The 26,103-nt window shown below is 73.2% G+C and carries 24 protein-coding genes; 5 read left to right on the top strand and 19 right to left on the bottom strand.

Translation table 11 applies throughout. The features are described from left to right. Positions 1-19 precede the first annotated feature (19 nt). Positions 20-478, top strand: coding sequence for a MarR family transcriptional regulator (locus JT362_RS10515; protein ID WP_260190902.1), 459 nt, complete (start codon positions 20-22; stop codon positions 476-478). A 9-nt stretch (positions 479-487) separates the two neighbouring features. Here JT362_RS10515 and JT362_RS10510 read toward each other — a convergent pair whose 3' ends face one another. Next, a complete protein-coding gene (locus tag JT362_RS10510; RefSeq protein WP_260190901.1) occupies positions 488-1,867 on the bottom strand; it encodes a 4-hydroxyphenylacetate 3-hydroxylase N-terminal domain-containing protein in 1,380 nt (459 codons plus the stop codon). A 390-nt stretch (positions 1,868-2,257) separates the two neighbouring features. Between JT362_RS10510 and hflX the strand changes: the two genes are divergently transcribed. Both hflX and JT362_RS10500 read left to right on the top strand, forming a co-directional pair. Next, positions 2,258-3,652 carry a GTPase HflX gene (hflX, locus tag JT362_RS10505; protein ID WP_260190900.1) on the top strand — a complete coding sequence of 465 codons (1,395 nt, stop codon included), beginning with the start codon at positions 2,258-2,260 and terminating at the stop codon, positions 3,650-3,652. Then, on the top strand, positions 3,649-5,280 hold the full coding sequence (locus JT362_RS10500; protein ID WP_260190899.1) for a TlrC/CarA/OleB/SrmB family ABC-F type ribosomal protection protein: 1,632 nt from the start codon (positions 3,649-3,651) through the stop codon (positions 5,278-5,280). Before hflX ends, JT362_RS10500 begins: the two co-directional genes overlap by 4 nt. Before the next feature lies 1 nt (position 5,281). On the opposite strand, the gene JT362_RS10495 is transcribed toward JT362_RS10500, so the two are convergent. The 15 genes from JT362_RS10495 to JT362_RS10425 form a co-directional block, all read right to left on the bottom strand. After that, positions 5,282-6,043, bottom strand: coding sequence for an enoyl-CoA hydratase (locus tag JT362_RS10495; protein ID WP_260190898.1), 762 nt, complete (start codon positions 6,041-6,043; stop codon positions 5,282-5,284). Next, positions 6,040-6,807: a crotonase/enoyl-CoA hydratase family protein gene (locus tag JT362_RS10490; RefSeq protein WP_260190896.1), complete on the bottom strand. Its 768-nt coding sequence runs from the start codon at positions 6,805-6,807 to the stop codon at positions 6,040-6,042. Before JT362_RS10490 ends, JT362_RS10495 begins: the two co-directional genes overlap by 4 nt. Further along, positions 6,797-7,771, bottom strand: coding sequence for an acyl-CoA dehydrogenase family protein (locus tag JT362_RS10485; protein WP_260190895.1), 975 nt, complete (start codon positions 7,769-7,771; stop codon positions 6,797-6,799). The genes JT362_RS10490 and JT362_RS10485 overlap by 11 nt, the downstream gene beginning before the upstream one ends. Further along, positions 7,764-8,918 carry an acyl-CoA dehydrogenase family protein gene (locus JT362_RS10480; protein WP_260190894.1) on the bottom strand — a complete coding sequence of 385 codons (1,155 nt, stop codon included), beginning with the start codon at positions 8,916-8,918 and terminating at the stop codon, positions 7,764-7,766. Before JT362_RS10480 ends, JT362_RS10485 begins: the two co-directional genes overlap by 8 nt. A gap of 8 nt (positions 8,919-8,926) precedes the next feature. Beyond that, a complete protein-coding gene (locus tag JT362_RS10475) occupies positions 8,927-9,733 on the bottom strand; it encodes an enoyl-CoA hydratase/isomerase family protein (RefSeq protein ID WP_260190893.1) in 807 nt (268 codons plus the stop codon). After that, positions 9,726-10,958: an acyl-CoA dehydrogenase family protein gene (locus tag JT362_RS10470; protein ID WP_260190892.1), complete on the bottom strand. Its 1,233-nt coding sequence runs from the start codon at positions 10,956-10,958 to the stop codon at positions 9,726-9,728. Before JT362_RS10470 ends, JT362_RS10475 begins: the two co-directional genes overlap by 8 nt. 2 nt (positions 10,959-10,960) lie before the next feature. Further along, positions 10,961-12,070 carry an acyl-CoA dehydrogenase family protein gene (locus tag JT362_RS10465; protein ID WP_260190891.1) on the bottom strand — a complete coding sequence of 370 codons (1,110 nt, stop codon included), beginning with the start codon at positions 12,068-12,070 and terminating at the stop codon, positions 10,961-10,963. Further along, positions 12,067-12,819, bottom strand: coding sequence for a 3-hydroxyacyl-CoA dehydrogenase (locus tag JT362_RS10460; protein WP_260190890.1), 753 nt, complete (start codon positions 12,817-12,819; stop codon positions 12,067-12,069). Before JT362_RS10460 ends, JT362_RS10465 begins: the two co-directional genes overlap by 4 nt. Then, positions 12,816-13,616, bottom strand: coding sequence for an enoyl-CoA hydratase/isomerase family protein (locus JT362_RS10455; protein WP_260190889.1), 801 nt, complete (start codon positions 13,614-13,616; stop codon positions 12,816-12,818). Before JT362_RS10455 ends, JT362_RS10460 begins: the two co-directional genes overlap by 4 nt. Positions 13,617-13,661: 45 nt before the next feature. After that, complete coding sequence (locus tag JT362_RS10450) at positions 13,662-14,336, bottom strand: TetR/AcrR family transcriptional regulator (protein WP_260190888.1); 675 nt, start codon at positions 14,334-14,336, stop codon at positions 13,662-13,664. A gap of 70 nt (positions 14,337-14,406) precedes the next feature. Continuing rightward, a complete protein-coding gene (locus JT362_RS10445; protein WP_260190887.1) occupies positions 14,407-15,936 on the bottom strand; it encodes a class I adenylate-forming enzyme family protein in 1,530 nt (509 codons plus the stop codon). Then, positions 15,933-17,051, bottom strand: a complete 1,119-nt coding sequence (locus JT362_RS10440; RefSeq protein WP_260190886.1) for a CaiB/BaiF CoA transferase family protein — start codon at positions 17,049-17,051, stop codon at positions 15,933-15,935. The genes JT362_RS10445 and JT362_RS10440 overlap by 4 nt, the downstream gene beginning before the upstream one ends. Next, the gene (locus JT362_RS10435) at positions 17,048-18,649 is read right to left on the bottom strand and encodes an acyl-CoA dehydrogenase family protein (protein ID WP_260190885.1); all 1,602 of its coding nucleotides are present in this window, start codon (positions 18,647-18,649) and stop codon (positions 17,048-17,050) included. The genes JT362_RS10440 and JT362_RS10435 overlap by 4 nt, the downstream gene beginning before the upstream one ends. Beyond that, on the bottom strand, positions 18,646-19,575 hold the full coding sequence (locus JT362_RS10430; protein WP_260190884.1) for a phosphotransferase family protein: 930 nt from the start codon (positions 19,573-19,575) through the stop codon (positions 18,646-18,648). The genes JT362_RS10435 and JT362_RS10430 overlap by 4 nt, the downstream gene beginning before the upstream one ends. Further along, the gene (locus JT362_RS10425) at positions 19,572-20,771 is read right to left on the bottom strand and encodes an acetyl-CoA C-acyltransferase (RefSeq protein ID WP_260190883.1); all 1,200 of its coding nucleotides are present in this window, start codon (positions 20,769-20,771) and stop codon (positions 19,572-19,574) included. Before JT362_RS10425 ends, JT362_RS10430 begins: the two co-directional genes overlap by 4 nt. Positions 20,772-20,854: 83 nt before the next feature. Here JT362_RS10425 and JT362_RS10420 point away from each other — a divergent pair, with 83 nt between their 5' ends. Then, positions 20,855-21,907 (top strand): LLM class F420-dependent oxidoreductase, encoded by a 1,053-nt coding sequence (locus tag JT362_RS10420; RefSeq protein WP_260190882.1) that lies wholly within the window; start codon positions 20,855-20,857, stop codon positions 21,905-21,907. Positions 21,908-21,947: 40 nt separating this feature from the next. Then, entirely contained in the window at positions 21,948-23,024 is a 1,077-nt protein-coding gene (locus JT362_RS10415; protein WP_260190881.1) for a TetR/AcrR family transcriptional regulator, read from the top strand. Here the strand turns inward: JT362_RS10415 and JT362_RS10410 are convergent. The 3 genes from JT362_RS10410 to JT362_RS10400 are packed head-to-tail and all read right to left on the bottom strand — an operon-like array spanning position 22,990 to position 26,103. Continuing rightward, entirely contained in the window at positions 22,990-24,366 is a 1,377-nt protein-coding gene (locus JT362_RS10410) for a sulfatase family protein (RefSeq protein ID WP_260190880.1), read from the bottom strand. The two genes, JT362_RS10415 and JT362_RS10410, sit on opposite strands and share 35 nt — an antisense overlap. A gap of 8 nt (positions 24,367-24,374) precedes the next feature. Continuing rightward, on the bottom strand, positions 24,375-25,202 hold the full coding sequence (locus JT362_RS10405) for a carbohydrate ABC transporter permease (RefSeq protein WP_260190879.1): 828 nt from the start codon (positions 25,200-25,202) through the stop codon (positions 24,375-24,377). Positions 25,203-25,212: 10 nt separating this feature from the next. Continuing rightward, complete coding sequence (locus JT362_RS10400) at positions 25,213-26,103, bottom strand: carbohydrate ABC transporter permease (RefSeq protein WP_260190878.1); 891 nt, start codon at positions 26,101-26,103, stop codon at positions 25,213-25,215.

Below are 26,103 nucleotides of genomic sequence, written 5' to 3'. Positions count from 1 at the left end.
GCCGCGATATGGTCCGCTGATGGACCAGGTGTGGGCCGGCCTCGACGCGGACGACCGGGCCGCGTTCGACGCGGCGTCGGCCCTGATCCGCGCGGCCGGGGTGGCGACCGGGCGGATCGACCGGATCCTGCGGCCGCACGGGCTCACGTTCGCCCGGTTCGAGGTGCTGCTCCTGCTGTCCTGGACGCGCAGCGGCTCGATGGCGCTCGGCCGGATGCGCGAGCGGCTGCTGATCCACCAGGCGGCGGTGACGAACCTGGTGGACCGGCTGGAGCGCGACGGCCTGGTCCGGCGGGTGCCGCATCCGAGCGACCGGCGGACCACGTTCGCCGAGATCACCGCGCGCGGCCGCAAGGTCGTGCACCCGGCCACCCGGGACATCGGCGAGCGGCTGGCGCTCGGCATCGACGACGCCGCGGCCGACGAGGTGTGGGACCTGGTGCGGCGGCTGCGGCTGGCGGCCGGCGAGATCGACTGACCTGGCACGTCAGGCTCCCGAGAGCCCGGCCGCCTTCAGTGCCAGCGCGCGGGCGCGCTGGATGTCGTAGTTCTTGCGGGTCACCAGGCGCTGGGCGTAGAGGCCGCCGCCGGACTGCAGGTTGGTGACCTGGTGCCAGCCGCCGTAGGCGTCGGCGGTGGTGTCCCGGATCGCGTGGAACAGCTTCGAGCGGTACTCCCCCGAGACGTCCGGGCCGGTGCCAAGGTACTTGTCCAGCAACGGTTTGAGGTCCGGGTTGTCGAAGTCGGACATCGACGGCGCGGTGACCACGGCGCCACCGGCGATGTCGTGCAGGTGCCGGACCATCGTGTTGAAGTTCGCCGCGCCGTGGTACTTGGCGACGTTGGTGAACATGTCGTCCGGGTAGTAGTAGCCGTCCGGGGTGGCGTGCGCGTGCAGCAGCGCCGCCTCCAGACCCGCGCGCAGCAGCGTCGCGTGGATCATCATCTCGTCGATCTTCTCCCGGACGTGGGAGACCCGGCCGGTGCCGTTGGCCTCGGCGATCAGGTGCGCGAGCCCGACCAGCTCGTCGGCCTGGTTGACCATGAAGGACACCCCGCCGAGGCGCTCCCACAGGCCGAGCGAGTGCGCGAACACCGCGGCCTGGGCGGTCTGCCCGTCGAGGAAGACCCGCTCGGTCGGCACGAACACGTCGTCGAAGATGACCACGCTGTCCGGCATGCTCTCCCTGGAGCTGACCGGGAAGTCGCGCGGGTCGCCGCCGCGCGGGTGGTAGGTGGTGTTGGTGATGTGCACGCCGGGCGCGTTGACCGGGACCGCGCAGGCGATGGCGTAGTCCTCCTCGCCCGGCTTCATGGACTTGGTCGGCATGACCATCAGGTCGTGCCCGAACGCGGCGGCGCTGATGTGCAGCTTGGCGCCGCGGATCACCACGCCGTCCGCACGGCGCTCGACGACGCGCACGTAGGCGTCCGGGTCCGACTGCTTGCCGGGCGGGAGGCTGCGGTCGCCCTTGGCGTCGGTGATGCACTCGGTGATCCGGATGTCCCGGCGGCGGGCGTCCTCGACGTAGGCGTTGATCCTCGGCACGAACTCGGGTGCGTGGTCGGCGAGCCGGCCGGCGGCGACCAGTAGCGTCATCAGGGACTGGTAGGTGACGTTGAGCAGCAGGTCCATCTCGGTGATGACCGGGATGCGCTCGCGCAGCTCGTCCGCGCTGCGCGGGGCGACGGTCAGCGGGTTCACCGCGTCGGGATCGGCGGAGTGGTACTTGTCGTACCCGGCCGCGATCGCCTCCAGCGGGACGGCGAGAGCGGGCTCGGACTCCAGGTCCTCGACGAGCCGGCCCTCGAAGTAGACCTTCCGCCCGTCCCTGAGCGACTCCTTGTACTGCCGACCCGTGAGCATCGTCGCGCACTCCCGTCACCAAAAGTTGAATCTGACGTCTATGTCATATCTTGGCGCACCGTTTGTCAAGCACGCAGGGGAAAACCGGATGCGGCCGGCCGGGGCGTCGGCTACGGTCGTTGGCGTGTGAGATTCCGGCACCGGCTCTTTCCGACGCGAGCGCTGACCCTGCGCTGACCTGAACGCCCCTCTCGGCGTTCCGGTCGTGATACCGCGTCGTCGTGCCGTACGCCATCCCCCTTTCCGGCCTCGTTCGGGCCCTGGTTCCACCTGTCCGCCTTCCGGTGCGTTCGTCCCGGGGCGTCGACGGCTTCCTTCCTCGAGAAAGGACTCCCTTTGACTACTCATCCTGAAGGCTCCGCGCCGCGACGGCAGCGTGCGGACGCGCTGATGGACGACCAGCACACGCCGGCGGACACCCCCGAGAGCGAGGAGCGGTCCGCGCTGCGCCGGGTCGCCGGGCTGTCCACCGACCTCACCGACGTCGCCGAGGTCGAGTACCGGAAGCTGCGCCTGGAGCGGGTCGTGCTCGTCGGCGTCTGGACGTCGGGGACCGCCGAGGAGGCGGAGAGCTCGCTCGCCGAACTGGCCGCGCTGGCCGAGACCGCGGGCGCCGAGGTGCGCGACGGGGTCGTGCAGCGGCGGCGCAAGCCGGACCCGGCGACCTACATCGGCTCGGGCAAGGCCGAGGAGCTGCGCGAGCTGGTGGTGGCGGCCGAGGCCGACACGGTGGTCTGCGACGGGGAGCTCAGCCCCAGCCAGCTGGTGCACCTCGAGGACGTGGTGGGCGTCAAGGTGGTGGACCGGACGGCGCTGATCCTGGACATCTTCGCCCAGCACGCCAAGACCCGGGAGGGCAAGGCACAGGTGGCGCTGGCCCAGATGCGGTACATGCTGCCGAGGCTGCGCGGCTGGGGTCAGTCGATGTCCCGGCAGATGGGCGGCGGTGGCGGTGGCGGCATGGCCACCCGAGGCCCCGGCGAGACCAAGATCGAGACCGACCGGCGGCAGATCAACCAGCGGATGGCGAAGCTCCGCCGGGAGATCGCCGAGCTGGCGACGGGACGGGAGGTCAAACGCGAGGAACGGCGGCGCCGGCAGGTGCTGTCGGTCGCGCTGGCCGGCTACACCAACGCGGGGAAGTCCTCGCTGCTCAACCAGCTCACCGGGGCCGGGGTGCTGGTGTGGAACGCGTTGTTCGCGACCCTGGACACCACCGTGCGCCGGGCGGAGACCCCCAGCGGGCGCACCTACACCGTCGCCGACACCGTGGGCTTCGTCCGGCACCTGCCGCACCACCTGGTGGAGGCGTTCCGCTCCACGATCGACGAGGTCGCGGACGCGCACCTGGTGCTGCACGTCGTGGACGGCACGCACCCGGACCCGGCGGCGCAGCTGGACGCCGTCCGGAAGGTGCTGCGCGAGGTCGGCGCGGGCGGGGTCACCGAAGTCGTGGTCGTGAACAAGGCGGACGCGGCCGACCCGGCCGTCGTGGCCCGCCTGTTGGACGAGGAACCAGGCTCGATCGCGGTGTCCGCGCGTACCGGGCAGGGCATCGACGAGCTGCGTGCCCTGGTCGACAGGCTGTTGCCGCACCCGGAGGTGGAGGTCGAGGCGATGGTGCCCTACACGGAGGGCGGCCTGGTCGCGCGGGCGCACCAGGAGGGCGGTGTGCTCGCCGAGGAGCACACCGCGCAGGGCACCCGGCTCACCGCGCGGGTGAGTCCGGAGCTGGCGTCCGCGCTGCGTGCCTACCCCGACTACGAAGGGAGTGCCAGCACGTGACGACGGCGCAACTCGCACTGCACGAGGTCACCAAGCGCTACCAGGACCAGGTGGTGTTCGACCGGATCGGCTTCACCGTCCGGCCGGGCGAGAAGGTCGGCGTGATCGGCGACAACGGGTCCGGCAAGTCCACCCTGGTCAAGCTCATCGCCGGGCACGAGCGGCCGGACAACGGCACGGTGACCGTGGTCGCGCCCGGCGGGGTCGGCTACCTGGCCCAGACGCTGGAGCTGCCGGGCGAGGCCACCGCGCGGGACGCCGTCGACCTGGCCCTGGCCGACCTGCGGGAGCTGGAGGCCGGGATGCGCCGGGTCGAGGCCGAGCTGGCCGAACGCCCGCCGGCCGAGCACGCGGACCTGCTGGCGCGCTACGCCGCGCTGGTCGACCGGTACCAGGCACGGGACGGCTACCAGGCGGACGCGCGGGTGGAGATCGCGCTGCACGGGCTCGGGCTGCCCGGCCTGGCGCGCGACCGGCGGCTGGACACCCTGTCCGGCGGCGAGCGGTCACGGTTGGCGCTGGCCGCGACGCTGGCGGCGGAGCCCGAGCTGCTGCTGCTCGACGAGCCGACCAACGACCTGGACGACCAGGCGGTGGCCTGGCTGGAGAACCACCTGCTCGGACACCGGGGCACCGTCGTCGCGGTCACCCACGACCGGTTGTTCCTCGACCGGCTCACCACGACGGTCCTGGAGGTCGACGCGGGCGCGGTGACCCGCTACGGGGACGGCTACGAGGGCTACCTGACGGCGAAGGCGGCGGAGCGGCAACGCAGGCTGCTGGCGTACGAGCGGTGGCGCGCCGAGCTGGACCGGAACCGGGAGCTGATCGCGTCGAACGTGACGCGGCTGGAGAACATCCCGCGCAAGCTGCCGATGTCGGTGTTCGGGTCCGGGCACTTCCGGACGCGCGGGCGGGGTCACGGGGCGATGAGCCGGATCCGCAACGCCAAGGAGCGGGTGGCGCGGTTGACCGAGAACCCGGTCCCCGCGCCGCCGGAACCGCTCACCTTCACCGCCAGGATCACGACGGAGGCGGACGACGTGGTGACCGAGCTGGCCGGGGTGCGGGTCGGCGACCGGCTCGACGTGGACTCGCTGCGGCTGGGGAACGGTGATCGGCTGCTGGTCACCGGGCCGAACGGGGCCGGCAAGACGACGCTGCTGCGGGTGCTGTCCGGGGAGCTGGCGCCCGACAGCGGTGACGTGCGGGTGGCCGGCCGGGTGGGGCACCTGCGGCAGGAGCAGGAGCCGTGGCCACCGGGATTGACGGTGGTACGGGCGTTCGGCCTCGGCCGGGTCGGCGACGTGGACGAGCACGCCGAGGCGCTGCTCTCACTCGGCCTGTTCGCCCCGGACGACCTGCTACAGCGGGTGGAGGACCTGTCCTACGGGCAGCGGCGCCGGATCGAACTGGCCCGGCTGGTCACCGAGCCGGTCGACCTGCTGCTGCTGGACGAGCCGACCAACCACCTCTCCCCCGCGCTCGTCGAGGAGCTGGAGGCGGCGTTGGTCGACTACCCGGGCACGGTCGTGGTCGTCACCCACGACCGGCGGATGCGGTCCCGGTTCACCGGGTCCCACCTCGCGTTGCGCGACGGACGGGTCGCCGCGTTCACGGCCGCGTGAGTCAGGTCTGCCGGCGGCCTCGGTCGACGACGGCGGAGCGGCGGCGGGTGGACTCCGCCAGGTCGAGGTCGGTCGCGGCCCAGGAGCGGGCCGCGCGGGCCTCCGCGTCGTAGCCGCCGGCGACCAGCTCGGCCTCCACCTCGCGGTAGGAGGCCAGCAGCGCGCGCACGGCCCGCTGGTTGTTGCCGGCGATCGTGGCGGCGATCGTCCCGGCCCTGGCCAGCAGGTCGTCGTGCGGCACGACCTCGCTGACCAGACCGGCGGCGAGCGCCTGGTCGGCGGGGACGAAGTCGCCGGTCAGGCTCATCTGCCTGGCCCGTGCCCGGCCGACGGCGAGCGGCAGCAGCACGGTGAGGCCCCAGCCGGGGAGGACCCCGACGCGGGCGTGGGTGTCGGCGAACCTGGCGCGGTCCGAGCAGATCACCACGTCGCAGTTCAGCACCAGCTCCAAACCGCCGGTCACCGCCGGACCGTTCACGGCGGCCACCACCGGCTTGCCGATCGGCGGCCACGGCGATCCGGTCGCCGAGGTGACCGCGTCGTGCAGGCCGGTCAGCTCGCGGAGGTCGAGTCCGGCGCAGAAGGCGGGGTCGGCGCCGGTGAGCACGACCGCGTGCACGTTCTCGGCCGCGTCGGCCTCGGCCATCGCCTCGGCCAGGGCGGCGAGCAGGGCGGGGTTGATCGCGTTGCGTGCTTCGGGGCGGTTGAGGGTGATGGTCGCGACCGGCCCGTCGACGTCGACCAGCACCGGGTCGGCGGTCACCGGCCGGTCCAGACGGGAGCGCGCTTCTCGGCGAAGGCCAGTGCGCCCTCGCGTGCGTCGGCCGACGTGGACACCGGGTCGGCGATCACCGCCTGACGGGCGAACGCCTCGTCGGCCGGCCAGTCGGCGCTCTCCACGACGATCCGCTTGGTCGCGGCCACCGCCAGCGGGCCGTTCGCGGCGATCGCGCGGGCCAGGTCGCGGGCCTCGGCGAGCGCGGCGCCGTCGTCGACCAGGCGGTTCACCAGGCCGAGGGCGTGCATGCGGGCGGTGTCGACGTGGCTGCCGAGCAGGGACAGCTCCATCGCGACGTGGTAGGGCACCCGTCTGGGCAGGCGCAGCAGGCCGCCGCCGGCGGCGACCAGGCCGCGGCGGACCTCGGGCAGCCCGAACGTGGCGCCGCGCGCCGCCACCACCAGGTCGCAGGCCAGCACGATCTCGAAGCCGCCGGCGAGCGCGTAGCCCTCCACCGCGGCGATCACCGGCTTGCGCGCGGACCGTTCGACGATGCCGGCGAAGCCGCGGCCGGGCACGACCGGGACCTCGCCGCGCACGAACGCCTTGAGGTCCATGCCGGCGCAGAACGTGCCGCCGGCACCGGTGATCACGCCGACGACCAGGTCCGGGTCGGCGTCGAGGCGGTCCAGGGCGGCGGCGATCCCTCGGGCGACCTCCTCGTCGACCGCGTTGCGGGCGTGCGGCCGGTCGATCGTGACGACCAGGGTGCCGTCGCCCGGTTCGGTCACGGTGACCTCATCCGGCATGGCTGCTCCTCCCGTCGTTTCCGTCGATGGCGAGCTTGGCGAGGCGGTCGCGGTGTGCTCGGCCGCCCCACAGTGCCGCCGAGGTGACCGCCCGCTTGTAGTACCGGTGTGCGGGATGCTCCCAGGTGATCCCGACGCCGCCGAGCACCTGGATCGCGTCGCCGGTCACCCGGCGCGCCGCGTCGGTCGCCACGACGTGGGCGAGGCTCGACGCCAGCGCCGGGTCGTCGCCGCCGTGATCGTGCGTCCGGGCGGCGTGCTCGGCCACCGACCTGGCCAGCTCCAGCTCGACGAGCATGTCCGCGCACCGGTGCTTGACCGCCTGGAACGAGCCGATCGGCCGCCCGAACTGCACCCGTTCCCTGGCGTAGGTGACGGCGGTGTCGAGCATCGTCCTGGCCACGCCGACCAGTTCGGCGGCCAGCAGGGTCACGGCGACGTCGGTCGCCGGTGCGGCCGGACCGAGGCGGCGGGCGGGGGTCTCGGCGAACGTGATGTCGGCCTGCGGGCGGGTGAGGTCGAGCGTGGGCACCGGGACGACCTCGGCCGCGGCGCCGTCCACGTGGAACAGTCCGTCGCCGGCCAGGACGAGCAGGTCGGTGGCGCCGGGGCCGTCCACGACGCCCTCGGCGGTGCCGGCCGGCCGGTCCACGCCGGTGGGCAGGGACGCGACGGCGAAGGTGCGGGAGCCGTCGCACAGGCCGGGCAACAGGTCCGCGCACGCGGCGTCGTCGCCGGATTCGACCAGCAGGCGGGCCGCGACCACTGTGGACACGAACGGCACGGACGCCAGTACGGCGCCCAGTTCCTCGGCGACGACCGCGGCCTCCCCCAGACCCGCGCCCGAACCACCCCACCGCTCGGGCACGGCGAGGCCGAGCACGCCGAGTTGTTCGCCCAGCGCCCGCCAGTCGGCGCCGTCCTCGGCCGCCGCCCGGACCGTCTCGCGCAGCAGGTCAGCCACGGGGCACCTCCCGCCACGGCGTGTCCTTGTCCACCCGGATGTCGCCGGGCAGGCCGAGCACCCGTTCGGCGAGGATCCCGCGCAGTACCTCGGCGGTGCCGCCCTCGATCGTGTTGGCCCGCGACCGCAGGAACTTCCAGGTGAGCGTGTCGTGCGTGGCCGGGTCGCCGTCGTAGCCGGGATGGCGGGTGCCGGCGGTGCCGAGCAGGTCAACGCACAGCTCGTAGACGGCCTGGTTCAGCTCGGCGCCCACGAGCTTGCCGAGTGAGCCCATCGGTCCGGCCGGGCCGTCGCCGCGTTCGGCGGCGTGCCGCATGCCGGTGAGCCGCAGCGCGTCGGCGCGGGCGAACAGGGTCACGATGCGGTCCCGCAGTCCGGGGTCCGGCTGGGACCGCCACAGCGCGAGAGCGTCGCCGATCGAGCCGCTGCCCCGCTCGATGGAGCCGCCGCCGATCGCGGTGCGCTCGTTCATCAGGGTGGTCATCGCGACCTTCCAGCCGGCGCCCACGTCACCGAGCCGCCAGGCGTCGTCGAGCCGGGCGTCGCGCAGCCAGACCTCGTTGAACTCGGCGTCGCCGGTGAGCTGCCGCAGCGGCCGCACCTCGACGCCGGGGTCACGCATGTCGAGCACGAAGTAGGTCAGGCCCTTGTGCTTGGGCACGTCCGGGTCGGTGCGGGCGAGCAGCAGCGCCCACCTGGCCTCGTGTGCCTTGCTGGTCCACACCTTCTGCCCGGTCGCGCGCCAGCCGTCGCCGTCGCGGACCGCGCGGGTGGCGAGCCCGGCGAGGTCGGAGCCGGCGCCGGGTTCGCTGAACAGCTGGCACCAGATCTCCTCGCACGTGTACAGCGGCCGCAGCAGCCGCTCGTGCAGCGCCGGGCTCCCGTGGGCCAGCACGGTCGGCGCGGCCATCCCGTAGCCCATCGGGTTCAGGTCGAACGGGTTCGGCCCGCCGGCCGCCTCGACCACCGCGTCGGCGGCGCCCTGCAGGCCGGGGGCGACCCCGAGCCCGCCGAGCCCGCGCGGGAAGTGCACCCAGGCGAGCCCGGCGTCGAACCGGGCGCCGAGGAACTCCTCGGTCGGCGTGCTGGCCGGCGGGTGCTCGGCGACGAGCCTGCGGGCCGCGTCCACCACGAGGTGCTCGGTCATGGTCCTCCTCAGCGGTCCTCGAAGCGGGGTGGGCGGCGATCGGCGAACGCGTCCACGGCCTCGACGTGGTCGCGGGTGAAGCTGGTCATGATCTGCGTCCGGTTCTCCAGGTCGATGCCGGCGCGCAGGCTGCCGACCTCGAGCTGGCTCCACATCACCTGCTTGGTCATCCGCACCCCCATCGGGCTGTTCGCCAGCACCTCGGCCGCGACCTCGTGCGCGGCGGCGCGGGGGTCGTCGGCGACCCGGGTGACCAGCCCCATGCGGGCGGCCTCGTCCGCGTCGACCGCGCGCCCGGTGAGCAGCAGCTCGAACGCGGCGGACGCGCCGACCAGCCGGGGCAGCAGCCAGCTGACGCCGATGTCCGCGCCGGACAGACCGACCCGCACGAACGACACCGCGAACCGGGCGGCCGGGCCGGCGACTCGGACGTCGGCACCGAGCGCGAGCGCGAGCCCGCCCCCTGCGGCCGCGCCGTGCACGGCGGCGACCACCACCTGCGGCAGGTCGCGCAGACCGGTGACCAGGGCGGCGATGCGCTCCTGGAGGGCGAAGCGGGCCTGCGGGGTCTCGGCGGGGCCCGCTTCGCCGTAGTCGTGCAGGTCGAGCCCGGCGCAGAAGCCGCGGCCGGCGCCGGTGAGCACCACGACCCGGACGTCGGTGCGACCGGCGAGCGCGGCCAGCACCGCGTGCAGGTCGTCGATCAGCTCGACCGACATGGCGTTGAGGCGCTCGGGCCGGTGCAGTTCGACCTCGACCACGCCGTCCCCGGCCGGGTGGACCCGGACGCGTTCCGTCGACGGCAGCTCAGCCACGGGGACGCTCCGCGAACGGGACGTCGGCGTAGGGGTCGCGGTCGCGGGGCAGGCCGAGTACCCGCTCGCCGATGATGTTGCGCTGGATCTCGCTGGTGCCGCCCGCGATCGACAGGATCTTCCCGGACAGGAACGCGTCCAGCGCCGCCTCCGCGTCCCCGTCGGCCGGGTCGTGCGCGACCGCGCCGCCCGGTTCGACCTCGGTGGCGAGCAGGCCGAGCGTGGCGTCCAGCGTGCCGTGCGCGAGCTTGCGAATCGAACCCTCCGCGCCGGGTTCGCGGCGGCCGAGGTCGGCGAACGCGCGCACGGTGGTCATCTGGAGTACCCGTTCGGCCACGAACGCCCGCAGGATCCGGTCGCGCAGCAGCGGGTCGTCCCAGGCGCCGGTGTCCCGGGCGCGGGCGGCGAGCGCGTCGGCGCGACCGGGTCCGACGCCGGGACGCCCGGACAGGCCGCTGCGTTCCTGCGCGAGCGTGGTCATGGCGACCGCCCAGCCCTGGTTCTCCCGGCCGAGCCGGTCGGTGTCGGGCACCATGACGTCGGTGAGGAACACCTCGCCGAACTCGGACTGCCCGTTGAGCTGGCGCAACGGCCGCACCTCGACGCCGGGCGAGCGCATGTCGAGCAGGAAGTAGGTGATGCCGCGGTGCTTGGCCCGACCCGGGTCGGTCCGGGCCATCAGCAGGCCGTAGTCGGCGCGGTCGGAGAACGAGCTCCACACCTTCTGCCCGTCGACCACCCAGTCTCCGTCGGCGCAGCGGGTGGCGCGGGTGGTGAGCGCGGCGAGGTCGGAGCCGGCGCCTGGCTCGCTGAACAGCTGGCACCAGCGGTGCTCGCCGAGCGCGAGTGGGCGCAGGAACCGCCGTTTCTGTTCGTCGGTGCCCCATTCGACGATCGTCGGCCCGGCGAGGGCGACACCGACGAAGTCGCTCATCGGACGACCGGCGTGCAGGCGGGCCAGCTCGTCGGCGACCACGGCGACCCCGTCCGCGGCCAGGCCGAGGCCGCCGTGCTCGACCGGCCAGCCTGCGGTGGCGAGCCCGGAGTCGCCGAGTTCGGCGTACCAGGCGCGGGTGACGGCGTCGTCGCGGGCGATCGCGGCGAGCGCGTGCCGGTCGCCGGTGAGCGCGGCGTCCCGCCAGTGCGCCGGCAGGTGGTCCTCGAGCCAGGCCCGGACCCGGGCGGCGAGCGCGTCCAGGCCGAGCCCGGTGACGTCGAGCGGCATGCTCAGACCCCCGTCCCGATCATGGTCTCCAGCAGGCGGCGCTGCTCGGCCGGTCCGGGCAGGACCGCGAGGTCGGCGCGGGCGCGGCGCAGGTACCGGTGCGCGTGGTGCTCCCAGGTGATCGCCATGCCGCCGTGCACGCCGATGGCGTCGAGCGCCGTCTCCAGGTAGGCGTCGGCGCAGTGCGCTCGGGCGACGGCGGCGCCGAGGCGGGCGGTGTCGGTCCCGGGTTCCTGCCAGGCCGCCCAGGTCGCGGCCGCGGCGGCCAGCTCGGTGCGTACGGCCATGTCGGCGAGCCGGTGCTTGACGCCCTGGAACTGCCCGACCGGCCGGCCGAACTGCACCCGGGTGTTGGCGTGCTCCACGGCGGCGTCGAGCAGCGCGCGGCTGCCGCCGACCTGTTCGGCGGCCAGGAACACCGCACCGGCCTCCAGCGCGCGTTCGACCGCGGGCCAGCCCTCCCCCGCGACGCCGATCCGGCGGGCCGGTGCGCCGGTCAGGTCGACCCGGGCGGCCGGGCGGCTCGGGTCGAGTACCGCCAGCGGCACGATCTCGACACCAGTGCCCGGTTCGACCAGGAACAGCGACACGCCGGCGTCCTCGCGGGCGGCGACCACGAGCACGTCCGCGTCGGCGGCGCCGAGCACGGCGTGCTTCACCCCGGTCAGCCGGCCGTCTCCGACGCGGGTCCGCACGTCGGCGGCCGCCCAGCGGTGGGATTCCTCGACCACGGCGAGCGCGGCGACCGAGGTTCCTCCGGCGAGGGCGGGCAGGATCTCGGCGGCCGCGGCGTCCGGGCCGGTGGCGAGCAGCGCCTCGGTAGCGAGCACGGCCGAGGCGAACAGCGGTCCGCCGGCGACCGCGCGGCCCAGCTCCTCGGCCGCGATCGCCAGCTCCAGGCGGGAGAAGCCGGCGCCGCCGTGCGACTCCGGCACCACGAGACCGGGCAGGCCCAGCTCGTCGGCCCACGCCCGCCACAGCTCCCGTTCGCGCTGGTCGGCCGACGCGGGGGCGGGAGCGCAGGCCAGCGGGGTGCGGGACTCGGTCAGCTTGCGCAGGACCGCGCGGAACTCCTCGTGCTCCGGCGTCCACCGGAACGGGTCGGCACTCACCGGGGCGCCATCCGGATCGCGCCGTCCAGCCGGATCGTCTCGCCGTTGATCATCGCGTTCTCCACGACGTGCGCGACCAGGGCGGCGTACTCGGCGGGCTGTCCGAGCCGGCTGGGGTGCGGGACCTGGCGGCCGAGCGACTCCCGGACCTCCTCGGACAGGGTGCCGAGCAGCGGGGTGTCGAAGATGCCGGGGGCGATGGTGACCACGCGGATGCCGGACGAGGCGAGGTCGCGGGCCACCGGCAGCGTCATGCCGACGATGCCGCCCTTGGACGCGGAGTAGGCGGCCTGCCCGACCTGCCCCTCGAAGGCCGCCACCGACGCGGTGTTCACGACGACGCCGCGCTCACCGTCCACCGGTTCGGTGGCGGCCATCCGCGCGGCGGCCAGGCGGATGACGTTGAACGTGCCGAACAGGTTCACCGTCACCGTGCGGACGAACCCGTCCATCTCGGCCGGGCCGTGCTTGCCGAGCGTCTTGGCCGGGACGCCCATGCCGGCGCAGTTGACCGTGACGCGCAGCGGGCCGAGTTCGGCGGCGGCGTCCAGTGCGCGGGTGACGTCGTCGGCGGACGTGACGTCGCCGGGTACGAACCGGATCGCGTCGGTCTCGACCTCGGCGCCGGCGGAGGTGGGCAGGTCCAGGACCACCACCCTGGCGCCGGCCTTCGCCAGCCGGTTGGCCGTCGCGAGCCCGAGCCCGGACGCGCCACCGGTCACCAGCGCGACACTGCCCTCGACCCTCATCGCTCCTCCTCGTTCGTGGTGCCGGACCGCCGGAAGTCCGGCGTCCGCTTGTGCAGGAAGGCCTCGATCGCCTCGGCGGCGTCGGGAGACGAGACGCTGACGGCCTGGGCCCTGGCCTCCTCGTCGAGCGCGCGTTCCAGCGTCACGTCGAACGCGTCGTTGAGCAGGGCCTTGGAGCCGGCCATCGCCAGCCGGGGTCCGGCGGCGAGCCGGTCGGCCAGCTCGGCGACGACCTTGTCCAGGTCGGCCGGCTCGACGACCCGGTGCAGCAGGCCAAGCTCGTCGGCCTTGGCGGCGTCGATGATGTCGCCGAGCAGCACGAGTTCCTTGGCGCGGCGCAGGCCGACCAGGCGGGGCAGCAACCAGGAGCCGCCGAAGTCCACCGACATCGCGCGCTTGACGAAGATCTCGGAGAACCGGGCGCGCGCGGCGGCGACCACGAAGTCGCACACCAGCGCCAGGTTCATCCCGGCGCCGACCGCGACCCCGTCCACCCGGGCGATCGTCGGTATCGGCAGCCGGTGCAGCGCGAGGCAGGCGTCGCCGACGATCCGCATGTCGTCGACCTGGTGGCCGCCGGTCGCCGGTCCGGTCAGGTCGGCGCCGGCGCAGAAGTCCTCGCCGGCACCGGTCACGACGACCACCCGGTCGGTGAGCGGGTCGATCGCGCGGACCGCGTCCCGCAGCCCGGTCCAGCCGTCCCAGGTCATGGCGTTCTTCACCCGGGGGCGGTTCAGGGTGATCGTCGCGACGCCGTCACTGCGTTCGAGGAGCACGGCGTCGGGGTCGTTCGTCACCCCTCGCACTCAACCTTTTTTTGACACCGATGTCAATATCGGAAATCAGGCGCCCTTGACGCCGATCCCGCGGGCCCAGACGGTGGTCAGCGACTCCACGACGGACTCGGTGTCGAACGGCTTGCCCAGGAAGAACCAGATGTAGCAGGTCTGGTCCACCATGGCGCCGAGCACCTCGGCGAGCATCACCGGATCGACGCCGGGGTCGGCGATCCCGTCCTCCTGCATCCGTTTGATCCCGCGCGCCGATCGGTCCACAAAGGACTCGCGGAGGCGGAGGCGGAGCCGGCGCATCTCCGGGGTGAACGTGCCGACCTGCTCGATGAGGCCGATCATCACCGCGTTCGGCCGGAACGCGTCGACGAACCGGACCATCGCGCGACGGATGCGCTCGACCGGCTCGACGTCGGAGACGTAGTCGGTGTGCAGGTCGTCCATCATCGTCTCGATGACCTGCTGGGCCACCTCGGCGAAGACGGCTTCCTTGGAGTCGAAGTAGGTGTAGAAGGTGCCCTGCGCGACATCGGCCGCGGCGACGATGTCGGCCACCCTGGTCTCCAGGAAACCGCGTTCCTCGAACACCGTGCGCGCGGCGCGCAGGATCTCGGTGCGCCGCTCCCGCCCCTTGGGCGTCATCGGGCCGACGCCGCGCCGCTCCTTCTGCGACGCGGACGCGGCGATGACCGCCCGTCCCTTCGGACTTCCCCCGCGTGGACTCATGTGTGGATCCTCCGTCTGCCGGAACGGTCGGCTCCGGCGGTTCTGACGATGATGTCACAATCCTTCACGTTCAGTTCCAGGTACGCAGTTCGCGCTTGAGGATCTTGCCGCTGGCGTTGGTCGGCAACGCGTCGACGAACCGGAACTCGGCCGGCACCTTGAACTTCGCGAGCCGCTGCGCGCAGTGCCCGGCGAGTTCCTCGGCGGTGGCGGTCGCGCCGTCCCGCAGCGTCACCCACGCCCGCACGACCTCGCTCCAGTGCTCGTCGGCGACCCCGACAACCGCGGCCTGCGCGACCGCCGGGTGCTCGGCGAGCACCGACTCGATCTCGATCGGGAAGATGTTCTCCCCGCCGCGCACGATCATGTCCTTCTTGCGCCCGGCCAGGTAGAGGTAGCCGTTCTCGCCCAGGTAGCCGAGGTCGCCCGCCCGGAACCAGCCGCCGCGCAGCGCCCGCTCGGTCTCCTCCGGCATCTCCAGGTAGCCGTCCATCACCATGTCGCTGCGGGTGGCGATCTCGCCGACCTCGCCGGTCGGCACCTCGTTCAGGTCCTCGTCGACGATCCGCAGCGCGACTCCGAACGCGGGTTTGCCGATCGACCCGAGCAGCTCCGGGCGACCGTCCAGCGCGGCCCGGTGGTCCTCAGGGGTGAGCACGGCCTGCAGGCCGGCCTCGGTGCCGGCGCCGAACGCGTTGAGGAAGTCGCACCGGAACGTGTCCATGGCGCGGCGCAACAGGTTCGGCGACATCGCCGAGGCGCCGTAGTACATCAGGCGCAGCCGGTCGTAGGTGTGGTCGTGCACGTCCGGCAGGGCGAGGACCGTGCTGATCATCGTGGGCACCAGGAACACCGCGGTGAGCCGGTCGGCGGCGAGGAAGTCCAGGGTGGTGCGCGGGTCGAACTGCGGCAGGATCAGCGACGGGGTGCCGTAGGCGACACACATCAGCAGCTGGCAGATCCCGGTGATGTGGAAGGTGGGCGCGGCGGCGTAGCGGACGTCGTCCGGCCGCATCCGGTACTCGACGACCTGTTCGGTGACGATGGCCTTCATCATCCGCTGCGACTGGAGCACGGCCTTGGGCAGCCCCGTGGTGCCGGAGGTGAACGCGAGCCCGATGACGTGCTCGTCGGAGGCGACCACCGGCGGTTCGGCCTCGGTGCCGGTGGCCAGCAGTGCCTCGTACTCGGGCTCGTCGCCGTTCATGGCGAGGAACAGCTTGATGCTGGGGTGCGCGTCGGGCAGGCCGGCCAGCAGGTCGGTGTAGCGCACGTCGTAGCAGAACGCGACGGGGGCGGCGCGGGCGACGAGGGTGTCGATCTCGCCGCGGCGCAGCCGGTAGTTCAGCGGCACGTACACCGCGCCGAGCTTGAGCGCGGCCAGCACGATCTCCACGTAGCGGTGGGAGTCCAGCGAGAACACCGCGAGCCGGTCGCCCCGGCCGATGCCCTGGGCACGCAGCGCGGAGACCAGCCGGTTGACCCGCGCGTTGGTCTGGGCGAAGGTGTGCTGCCCGCCGTCGGGGAACAGGAAGCTGGGCGCGTCGGGCTTGTTCCTGGCGGTCATGGTGATGGACTCGCCGAGGCTGATCCGCGTCATGGGTCTCCTCCCTCGTCGACGAGGCGTTCGACGTCCTCAGTGGACAGTCTCCAGCTCGCGAGCGTGTCCTCGGTGGCGCGGGCGACCGGTGTCGGAATGCCGGTGGCGCTACGGCCGAACCGGGGCGCCGGCGCGGGCTGTGGGACGCCGGCGACGGTGGTGAACCCGCCGCGGTGGGCCTGATGTGGGTGGGTGGTGGCCTCGGCGGGGGTGAGTACCGGGCTCACGCACGCGTCGGTACCGGCGAAGACCCGTTCCCACTCGTCCCTGGTCCGGCTCGCGAACGCGGTCGCGAACGCGGCCTCCAGCTCCGGCCACCGGTCGCGGTCGAGCTGGTCGGGCAGGCCGGCGTCGGCGAGCCCGAGTCCGTCGAGGAGCGCGGCGTAGAAGGCCGGCTCGATGGCGCCGACGCCGACGTGCCGGCCGTCGGAGGTCGGGTAGGCGCGGTAGAACGGGGCGCCGCCGTCGAGCAGGTTCCGGCCGCGCTCGCCGGGCCACATCCCTTGGGCGAGCAGCATGTGCAGGTGGGTGGTGAGCAGGCCGGCGCCGTCGACCATGGCCGCGTCGACGACCTGGCCGGCGCCCGAGTGGCGGCGTTCGAGCAGGGCGGCCAGGCAGCCGAGGGCGAGCAGGAGCCCGCCGCCGCCGAAGTCGCCGACCAGGTTCAGCGGCGGCACCGGTGGGGCGCCGGCCGGTCCGATCGGGTGCAGGGCACCGGCGAGGGAGATGTAGTTGATGTCGTGGCCGGCGGTGGGGGCGAGCGGGCCGTCCTGGCCCCAGCCGGTCATCCGGCCGTAGACGAGCCCGGGGTTGCGGGCGAGGCACACGTCGGGGCCGAGCCCGAGCCGTTCCGTTACGCCCGGCCGGAAGCCCTCGACCAGGACGTCGGCGCGGTCCACCAGGCGCAGCACGCGGTCCCGGGTGTCGGGGTCCTTGAGGTCGGCGGCGACGACGGTCCGGTTGCGGGCGAGCAGGTCGGTCGGGTCGGGGGTGGTGCCCGGCCGGTCGACCCGCACGACGTCGGCCCCGAGGTCGGCGAGGACCATCGCGGCGAACGGCCCCGGCGCGAGCCCGGCCAGCTCGACCACGCGGATCCCCGCCAGCGGCCCCGTCACGGACGCTCCTTCAGCAGGGCCTTGGCGACCGACTGGATGTGCACCTCGTCGGGGCCGTCGTAGATGCGGGCGAAGCGCGCGGTGCGGTACATGAACCCGAGTGGGGTGTCGTCGGACAGGCCCTCGGCGCCGAAGACCTGGAGCGCGCGGTCGACGACGTCGCCGAGCATCCTGGCGCCGACGACCTTGAGCATGCCGATCTCCACCCTGGCCTCGCCGCCGGCGTCGAGGACCCTGGCCGCGTCGAGGGTGAGCAGCCGGCTCGCGGCGATCGCGGCGTACGCCTCGAACACGTGCCGCTGCATCAGCTGCTTGTCCGCCAGCGGGGTGCCGAACGCCGTACGCGTGCGCAGGCGGTCGGTCATCAGCTCGTAGGCGCGGGTGGCCTGGCCGAGCCAGCGCATGGCGTGGAAGATCCGGCCGGGACCGAGCCGCTCCTGCGCCACCCGGAAACCACCGCCGCGCGGGCCGACGAGGTGGTCGGCGGGGACCCGCACCTCGTCGAACTCCAACTCGTGGTGGTCGTGGTCGATGCCGAGCACGGGGATCTCCCGCAGCACGCGGAAGCCGGGGGTGCCGGCGGGCACCAGGATGATGCTGAACGACCGGTGCGCGGAGGTGTCCGAAGGCTCGGTGCGGCACATGACCGTGGTGAACGCGGCGTCCCGCGCGCCGGTGACGAACCACTTGCGGCCGGAGACCACCCATTCGTCGCCGTCCAGGCGGGCGGTGGTGCGCAGCTGGGTGGGGTCCGAACTGGACAGTCCGGGCTCGGTCATGGCGAAGCTGGGCGTGATCTCGGCGGCGACGAGCCGCGCCAGGTAGCGGTCGCGGACGGCCGGGGTGGCGTGCCGGTGCAGCATCAGGCTGTCCTGCAGGCTGTGCGTGCCCATGGCGTACTGGCCGTACTCGCTGCGGCCCTGGACCTCGTTGACGTACACGTAGTCGGCGAACGGCATCCCGCCGCCGCCGAGTTCGGCCGGGTGCCCGAGTGCCCACAGACCGGCCGCCTTCGCCCTGGCCTGGAGGGCGGGCAACCCCACACGGCCGTGGTGCAGGCCGGGCTCGGCGGGGATCACCTGCTCGTCGACGAACGCGCGCACCGCGGCCACCCGCTCGGCCACGTGCGGCGGAACCTCGAAACTGTTCCGCCTCTCCGAATTCATCCCTGTTGGTCCCGTTGGCGAAGTCACGTTCGACTGGGTCACGTACTTGTGGCTGGGTTGGGTCACGTTCCCCTGAGGTGGCGGTTGTGGAGGTTGACAGGAAGCCTCACGGTCCTTTGGGTAACGGGGGTTGGCCACCCGCAGCTTGTCCACGACGGACTCCAGGACGGCCGCGCGGACGGCGGCCGGGTCGATCTCGCCGGCGCGGATGCGGCGGGCCAGCTCGGCGTCGTCGGTGACGCCGAGCGCGCGCAGGCGTTCGGCGTGGGCGGCTTCGTGGGCGGGACCGAGGGCCAGTTCGCGGCGGACGATCTCCAGGACGTTGACCGCGACCCGCAGGTGGAACCGGTGCTCCTCCGGAACCGCGTCGGACAGCTCGTCGCGCAGGAACTCGACGACGGCCTCCAGCAGCTCGTCGGTGTTCGGCGTCATGGCAGCAGCTCCAACAGGTCGTACTCGGTCTCGCAGACGCGTCGGCCGATGGCCGCCAGCTCCACCGACCGGGAGGCACCGGACAGGTGGATCCCGGCCTGCCGCTGGCAGATCGCACCCCACTTGAGCGTGCCGAGCACCCGCCACCAGAACAGCCGCTCCGGCTCGACCGCGCGGCCGCCCGCCCGCTCGTAGGCGTCGAGCAGGTCGGGCACCTCGCCCATGCCGCCGACCTCGCCGGGGCCGCGGAACCGCCACGCCTTGAGGCACACCCAGGCCAGGTCCTCGACCGGGTCGCCGAGGTGGGTCATCTCCCAGTCCAGGACCGCACGGATCCCGTCCCGGCCGACGATCAGGTTGCCGTTGCGGAAGTCGCCGTGCACGAGTACCGGCTCGACCGGCCGGGGGCGGTTGGCACGCAGCCAGGCGATGGCCAGTTCGAACGCGGGATGCGGCTCCGCGGTGTCGTCGATCCAGCCCACCACGCGTTCCAGCTGGTCGCCGGCGTCCAACCAGGACAGTTCGTCGGTCGGTGTGGTGTGCAGGCGCGCCAGGATCTCGCCGCACTGGCCGGCGAAGCGCTCCCGGGCGCCGGCCAGGTCGGGGGCGCGCAGGATCCGGCGGGGCAGCGTCTCCCCCGGCACGTGCGCCGAGAGCACGAACGGCGCGCCGAGCCGATCGCCGGTGGCGTCCCAGGCGACGATCTCGGGCACCGGAACGCCCCGGTCGGCGACCGCCGCCAGCAGCCGCACCTGCTCGTCGACCCGGGTGGCGCCGAGGCCCGCGCCCGCGCGTTCCCGCTGGAGCACGAACGTGTCCGGCCCGGCACACACCTCGTAGGTCTCCCGGGACGCGCCGGCCGACAACCGTCGCAGGTGGACGGTGTCGCGGCCGAGTACCTCGGCGACCCGTGCCGCCAGGGTCACAGGCGCTCGATGATCGTCGCGTTGGCGAGGCCGCCGCCCTCGCACATGGTCTGCAGCCCGTACCGGCCGCCGGTGCGTTCCAGTTCGCACAGCAGGGTGGCCATCAGCTTGGTGCCGGACGCGCCGAGCGGGTGACCGAGCGCGATCGCGCCGCCGTTCACGTTGACCCGATCCGGGTCGGCGCCCAGCTCGCGCTGCCAGGCCAGCACCACCGGCGCGAACGCCTCGTTGATCTCCACCAGGTCCAGGTCGGCCATGGTGAGCCCGGAGCGGTCCAGGATTCGGCGGGTCGCGGGGATCGGCGCGGTCAGCATCGCCACCGGGTCGTCGCCGGCCAGCGCGAACGCGTGGAAGCGCGCCCTCGGCGTCAGCCCGAGCGCGGTGGCCTTCTCCTCGCTCATGATCAGCACGGCCGACGCGCCGTCGGTGATCTGCGAGCTGTTGGCGGCGGTGATCCGGCCGTCGGGCAGGAACGCGGGTTTGAGGTTCGCCAGGGACTCCACTGTGGACTCGCGGATGCCCTCGTCGGCGGTGACGTCGGTGCCGTGCGCGGTCGCCTCCCGGGTCTCCGCGTCCCAGGTGCGGCGCTCGACCGGCACGATCTCCCGGTCGAACCGGCCCTCGTCCCTGGCCGTGGCCGCGCGAGCCTGGCTGCGGGCCGCGTAGGCGTCCAGGTCGGTGCGGGACAGGCCCCAGCGCTCGGCGATCAGCTCGGCGCCGAGACCCTGCGGCACCAGACCCCGCTGCCCGAACGTCTCCCGGTCGGCGTAGCGCGCCTCGGCGCGGGGCCCGAACGGCCGGCCGCCGGCGGAGCTGGCACCCATCGGGGTCCTGGTCATCACCTCGACGCCGGCGGCGACCACGACGTCGTAGGCGCCGGCGAGCACGCCCTGCGCGGCGAAGTGCGCGGCCTGCTGCGAGGACCCGCACTGGCGGTCGACGGTGGTGGCCGGCACGGTCTCCGGCCAGCCGGCGGCGAGCACGGCGTTGCGGGCGACGTTCACGCTCTGGTCGCCGACCTGGGAGACGCAGCCCATGATGACGTCGTCGACCAGTGCCGGGTCGAGGTCGTTGCGGCGTTGCAGGGCGGTGAGCACCTCGGCCGCCAGGTCGGCGGCGTGCCAGCCGCCGAGCCCGCCACCCCGCTTGCCGCCCGGGGTGCGGACCGCGTCGACGATCACGGCGTGCTTGGCCATCGTTGGCTCCCTGCGGTATGATTTTGACGTCAGCGTCATATTATGCGCGCGAGCGGACACCGGTGTCAACGAAGGGAACTCGGATGCGGATCGGGATGCCGCTGGAGTACAGCGGCGGGTTCCTGGAGACGGTCGACGACCTCGTCGAGTACGAGGCGGCCGGGCTGCAGATCGTGTTCGTGCCGGAGGCGTACAGCTTCGACGCGGTCAGCCAGCTGGGGTTCATCGCCGCGCGCACCAGCACCGTGGAGATCGCGAGCGGCATCCTCCAGCTCTACACCCGGACCCCCACCCTGACCGCGATGACCGCCGCCGGCCTGGACCACGTGTCCGGCGGCCGGTTCACCCTGGGGATCGGCGCGTCCGGGCCGCAGGTCGTCGAGGGCTTCCACGGCGTGCCGTACGAAGCGCCGCTTGGCCGGACCAGGGAGATCATCGAGATCTGCCGCCGGGTCTGGCGCCGGGAGCGGCTCGAGTTCGACGGCCGCCACTACCAGATCCCGCTGCCGCCCGGCCGGGGAACGGGCCTCGGCAAGCCGCTGCGGCTGATCAACCACCCCGTGCGCGAGCACATCCCGATCATGCTCGCCGCGATCGGCCAGAAGAACGTGGCGCTGGCCGCCGAACTGGCCGACGCCTGGGAGCCGCTGTTCTACGTTCCGGAACAGGCCGACGCCGTCTGGGGCGACGCCCTGGCCCGCGGTGCCGCCGCCCGCTCCCCCGCGCTGCCGCGCCTCGACGTCGTGGCCGGCGCGCACCTGGCCATCGGCGAGGACGTCGAGGAACTGCTGGACGTGCCGCGCCGGCAGCTGGCGCTGTACGTCGGCGGGATGGGCGCGAAGGGCCGGAACTTCTACCACGACCTGGCCGTGCGCTACGGCTACGAGCGGGAGGCCGCCGTGGTCCAGGACCACTACCTGGCCGGCCGCAAGGAGGAGGCGGCGGCCGCGGTACCCACCGACCTGGTCCGGGCGACGAGCCTGATCGGTACCCGCGAGCACGTGGCCGAGCGCCTGCGTGTGCTGGCCGCGAGCGGGGTCACGACGCTGAACCTCACCCCGGTCGCCCCGGACCGCGGGCGCCGCGTGCACGACATCGCCACGGTCCGCGGGCTGGTCGAGCTGACGGGCCGGTAGCGGGCGTCGTACCGTTCTCCCGACCCAGGGAGGAGGCGCGATGGTCCGGTTGACTCGGGCACAGCAGCAGGAGCGCACGCGCGCGGCCGTGCTGACCTCGGCGCGGGCGGAGTTCGCGGCGCGCGGGTACGCGGAGGTCAAGATCGACCGGATCGCCGAGCGGGCCGAGTTGACCCGCGGCGCGGTGTACTCGAACTTCCCGAGCAAGCGGGCGCTGTACCTCGCGGTGCTGGTGGACCTGGTCGAGCGGGAGGACACCGGCCCGGCCCCCGCTTTCTCGCCGGAACCGCTCGGGGCGTTCGCCAGGGTCTGGCTGGAGCGGCTGCCGCTGGCCGGGGACAGCCCCACCGCCGGGCACCTGCAGCTGCGCTCGCTCGCCGGTGTGCTCGACGACGAGCCGGCCAGGGCCGCGCTGGGCGAGGTCGCCCGGCTGGAGGCGATGCTGCTCGGGCTCGCCCTGGAGGCGCCGGGCACGCGGCGGGTGCGGCTGGCGGAGCTGGTGCTGACGCTGCTCACCGGCGCGGGACACCTGGCCGACACCGCGCCGGGGTTCGGCGATCCGTTCGACGTGACGAGGGCGTGCGAACAGCTGGCGGGGATCGACCTCGCGGACGGCTGGGACCCGCCGCACCTTCCGCTCGTGGCACCGGCCGAGGCGTGCCGGGCGGACTGGGCGCCGCCGGCCGACCTGGTGGACCAGGTCACCGGTCACCCGGTGCGGCTCGACGAGGACGGGGTCGTGGCGGTGCTCGGCGCCCGGCGGCTGAGCGCGGCCGAGGAGGCCGTGCGCGCCGCCCGGCCGGGTGACCGGGTCACCGTGGGCGTCGTGACCGGGGACCCGGCCGAGACCGGGCGGCTGGTTCGGCTGCGGATCGCCGACCTCACCCGGTGCCTGCGCCGCGTGTTCGCGCCGGACGCCCTGCCGCGGGTGCGGATCGTGCTCGACGAGGACGGGCTGCTCGCGGCCGCGGCCGGGGTGGCCGACCCGGGCGACGACACCGAGACCGCGGTCCGCGTGCACGGCGGATCGGTCGTGGCCAGGGCCGCCGGGCGGGGCGCCGCGCACGCCGCCGCGACCGCGACTACCGAGTCTTCGGCTGGTGACCGAAGCGGGTAGGGCGCACGTCCCAGGTCCGCACGGTCGGGTCCACCTGGCGCTGCTGGTCGGAGCGCGGCGGCGCCGGTTCGATCACCGGTGCCCGCTCCCCCGCCTCGACCATCCGCCGGACCAGGCGCTCGCGCAGTGCCTCGGCGACCTTCTGGTGCGAGACCAGGCCGGCCAGGTTGGTCAGCTCGGCCGGGTCGCTGTCCAGGTCGTACAGCTCGTGCTCGACGTACCGGTCCGCACCCGACTCGGCCCACGGGTCGGCGTCGGGCGCCACCACGTGGTACTTCCACCTCGGCGTGCGGATGCCCCGGCCCACCTCGGACTCGCTGACCTGGATGAACGACTCCGTCGCCGGCTCGCCGCGCAGCAGCGACCGGCCCTGCACCGACTCGGGCACGGGCAGGCCGGCGGCGTCGAGCAGGGTCGGTGCGAGGTCCAGGGTGGACACCGGGGCGTCGACCCGGCCGCCGCCGTCGAAGCCGGGGCCGCGGAAGGCCAGCGGCACCCGGATCGAGCCGTCGTGGCAGGAGCGCTTGTACTCGTCGTTGCGGGTGCGGAAGTGGCAGCCGTGGTCGGAGGTGTACGCGACGATCGTGTCGTCGGCGAGATCCAGGCTGCGCAGCGCGTCCAGCAGCCGGCCGAGGCACTCGTCGAGGCGTTTCACCTGGCCGCAGTAGCCGGCGACGTGCTGGCGGGCCACGTCGCCCGGTGCGGTCAGCGCCGCCACGTCGGTCGGCAGCCAGCGGCCCGCGTACCGCTCCTGGTAGCCCTCCGGTGCCGGGTAGTTGTCCACCTCGTTCTGGTGGTGCGGCTCGATGTAGGACACGAACAGGAAGAACGGCTCGTCGTGGTGGTCGGCGACGAACCGGATGGCCTCGTCGGTGAGCGCGTCGGACCGGTACCCGGGCAGCGCGACCGGGTCGCCGTCCTCGTCGAACACCACGGTCCGGTAGGCGTCGGAGGTGAACTCCAGCAGGTTCGCCCCCGACCAGTGCCGGTAGCCGCCGCGCTCGGCGGGCGGCACCGGGTCGGTACCGGCGAGGTGCCACTTGCCGACGTAGCCGGTGGCGTAGCCGGCGTCGGCGAAGTGGTGCGCCAGCGTCCGCTCGTCCGGCGGCAGCGGGATGCCGTTGCGGAAAACGCCGGTCGTCGTCGGGTAGCGGCCGGTCTGGATCGCCGCGCGGGCCGGCGCGCACACCGGCTGCGGGGTCACCGCGTTGGCCACGTGCGTGCCGGAGGTGGCCATCCGGTCGAAGTTGGGGGTGAGGCCGAGCGGGTTGCCGTGCACCCCGGTGGTGTCCCAGCGCTGCTGGTCGGTGAAGAACACGATGACGTTCGGACGGTCGCGCACAGCTCCCCCTACTTCATGCCGGTGATGGCGATACCGCGGACGAAGAACCGTTGGCTGGCCAGGAACAGCAGCGCCGTCGGCAGGAACAGCAGCACCGCGCCGGCCGCGGTGAGGTTCCAGATGGTGAAGTACTCCTGGCTGAACAGCGTCAGCCCGACCGGGATCGTGCGCATCTCCTCGGTGGAGGTGGCGACCAGCGGCCAGAGGAACTCGTTCCACTGGAACACGAACGTGAACACGCCGAGCACCGCGAGCGCCGGTTTGACCTGCGGCAGCACGATCCGCCAGTAGATGCCGAACTCGCCGACCCCGTCGATGCGGGCGGCGTCGATCAGCTCGTCCGGGACCGGCTGGATGAACTGGCGCATCAGGAAGATCCCGAACGCGTCCATCAGGAACGGGGTGATCAGCCCCTGGTAGGTGTCCAGCCAGCCCAGGTTCGACATCATCACGTACAGCGGGATCATCTTGACGAAGAACGGGATCGCCATCGTCGCGATCACCAGCAGGAACAGCGTGTTCCGGAACGGGAACCGGAACTTCGCGAACACGTAGCCCACCAGTGGGTCGAACAGCAGGTGCGACACGGTGATCGCGCCGGCCACCACCAGGCTGTTGACGATGAAGTTGGCGAACGGCGCCCGCTCGAACAGCTCCAGGAAGTTGCCCCACATCGGGGTCTCCGGGATCAGCACCGGGTCGCCGGACAGCGACTCGGCCTCGGTCTGCAGTGCGAGCGAGACCATGTAGAGCAGCGGCAGCACGGTGATCGCGCTGGCCCCCAGCAGCGTGACGTAGGCGAGCACGCGGCCGGCGGTGGACATCCGGTTCAGCAACGGCGCGCTCCTAGTGTTGGACCTCGTTGCGCCTGCCGTACCGCAGCTGCACCACGGTGAACGCCAGGATCACCACGACGAGCAGGAACGACAGTGCCGAGGAGTAGCCGAAGTCGCGCGCCTCGAACGCGACGTTGAAGACGTGGAACACGTACAGGTCGCTGGCGTTCGCCGGGCCGCCGTCGGTGATGATGTACGCCTGCCCGAACGCCTGCAACCCGGTGATCACCGAAATGATCGACACGAACAGCGTGGTCGGCATCAGCAGCGGCAGCGTGACGTGCCGGAACCGCCGCGCCGGGCCTGCGCCGTCCACTGTGGCCGCCTCGTAGTACACGTCCGGGATGCCCTGCAGGCCGGCCAGGAACAGCACCATCGCGTAGCCGACGTGCTGCCACAGCATCACACCGATGATCGTCTCCAGCGGGTGGGTGATCAGCCACTGCTGGGGCGGCAGGTCCAGCGCGGTGAGCAGCCGGTTCAGGATGCCGAGACCGGGGTCGAGGATGTTGCGCCACAGCAGGCCGACGATCGCCACCGACGTCAGGTACGGCACCAGCAGCAGTGCCCGGAACACCACCCGCCCGCGCAGCGGCTTGTCCAGCAGCATCGCCAGGGCCAGCCCGAGCACGATCGCGCCGACCGTGGTGACCAGCGCGAAGATCACCGTGATCACGAACGAGTGGCGCACCGCCGGGTCGGACACCGCCCGGCTGTAGTTGTCCAGGCCGGCGAACACGTCCGCCTGGGGGCCGCTGTGCGCGCTGGTGGTCAGCAGGTTGCCGATCGGCAGGTAGGTGAACACCGCGAAGAACAGGATCGCCGGCAGCAGCATCAGATACGCGGTGCGCGTGTAGCGACGGGACAGCCCGTCGCGCCGCCGCCTCGGCCGGTTGGCCAT

The organism is Actinophytocola gossypii, from assembly GCF_025165815.1.
Classification (GTDB): domain Bacteria; phylum Actinomycetota; class Actinomycetes; order Mycobacteriales; family Pseudonocardiaceae; genus Actinophytocola; species Actinophytocola gossypii.
The sequence above is the reverse complement of the archived record's forward strand: the minus strand, read 5'-3'. Positions and strand labels throughout refer to the sequence as shown.

Bases quoted from the DNA above. Each gene is read 5' to 3' on its own strand.
- JT362_RS10480 (WP_260190894.1), bottom strand. From the start codon at position 8,918: ATGACCGAGCACCTCGTGGTGGACGCGGCCCGCAGGCTCGTCGCCGAG.
- hflX (WP_260190900.1), top strand. From the start codon at position 2,258: ATGGACGACCAGCACACGCCGGCGGACACCCCCGAGAGCGAGGAGCGG.
- JT362_RS10400 (WP_260190878.1), bottom strand. From the start codon at position 26,103: ATGGCCAACCGGCCGAGGCGGCGGCGCGACGGGCTGTCCCGTCGCTAC.
- JT362_RS10470 (WP_260190892.1), bottom strand. From the start codon at position 10,958: ATGCCGCTCGACGTCACCGGGCTCGGCCTGGACGCGCTCGCCGCCCGG.
- JT362_RS10490 (WP_260190896.1), bottom strand. From the start codon at position 6,807: ATGCCGGATGAGGTCACCGTGACCGAACCGGGCGACGGCACCCTGGTC.
- JT362_RS10515 (WP_260190902.1), top strand. From the start codon at position 20: ATGGACCAGGTGTGGGCCGGCCTCGACGCGGACGACCGGGCCGCGTTC.
- JT362_RS10510 (WP_260190901.1), bottom strand. From the start codon at position 1,867: ATGCTCACGGGTCGGCAGTACAAGGAGTCGCTCAGGGACGGGCGGAAG.
- JT362_RS10460 (WP_260190890.1), bottom strand. From the start codon at position 12,819: ATGAGGGTCGAGGGCAGTGTCGCGCTGGTGACCGGTGGCGCGTCCGGG.
- JT362_RS10415 (WP_260190881.1), top strand. From the start codon at position 21,948: ATGGTCCGGTTGACTCGGGCACAGCAGCAGGAGCGCACGCGCGCGGCC.
- JT362_RS10420 (WP_260190882.1), top strand. From the start codon at position 20,855: ATGCGGATCGGGATGCCGCTGGAGTACAGCGGCGGGTTCCTGGAGACG.
- JT362_RS10445 (WP_260190887.1), bottom strand. From the start codon at position 15,936: ATGACGCGGATCAGCCTCGGCGAGTCCATCACCATGACCGCCAGGAAC.
- JT362_RS10425 (WP_260190883.1), bottom strand. From the start codon at position 20,771: ATGGCCAAGCACGCCGTGATCGTCGACGCGGTCCGCACCCCGGGCGGC.
- JT362_RS10450 (WP_260190888.1), bottom strand. From the start codon at position 14,336: ATGAGTCCACGCGGGGGAAGTCCGAAGGGACGGGCGGTCATCGCCGCG.
- JT362_RS10435 (WP_260190885.1), bottom strand. From the start codon at position 18,649: ATGACGCCGAACACCGACGAGCTGCTGGAGGCCGTCGTCGAGTTCCTG.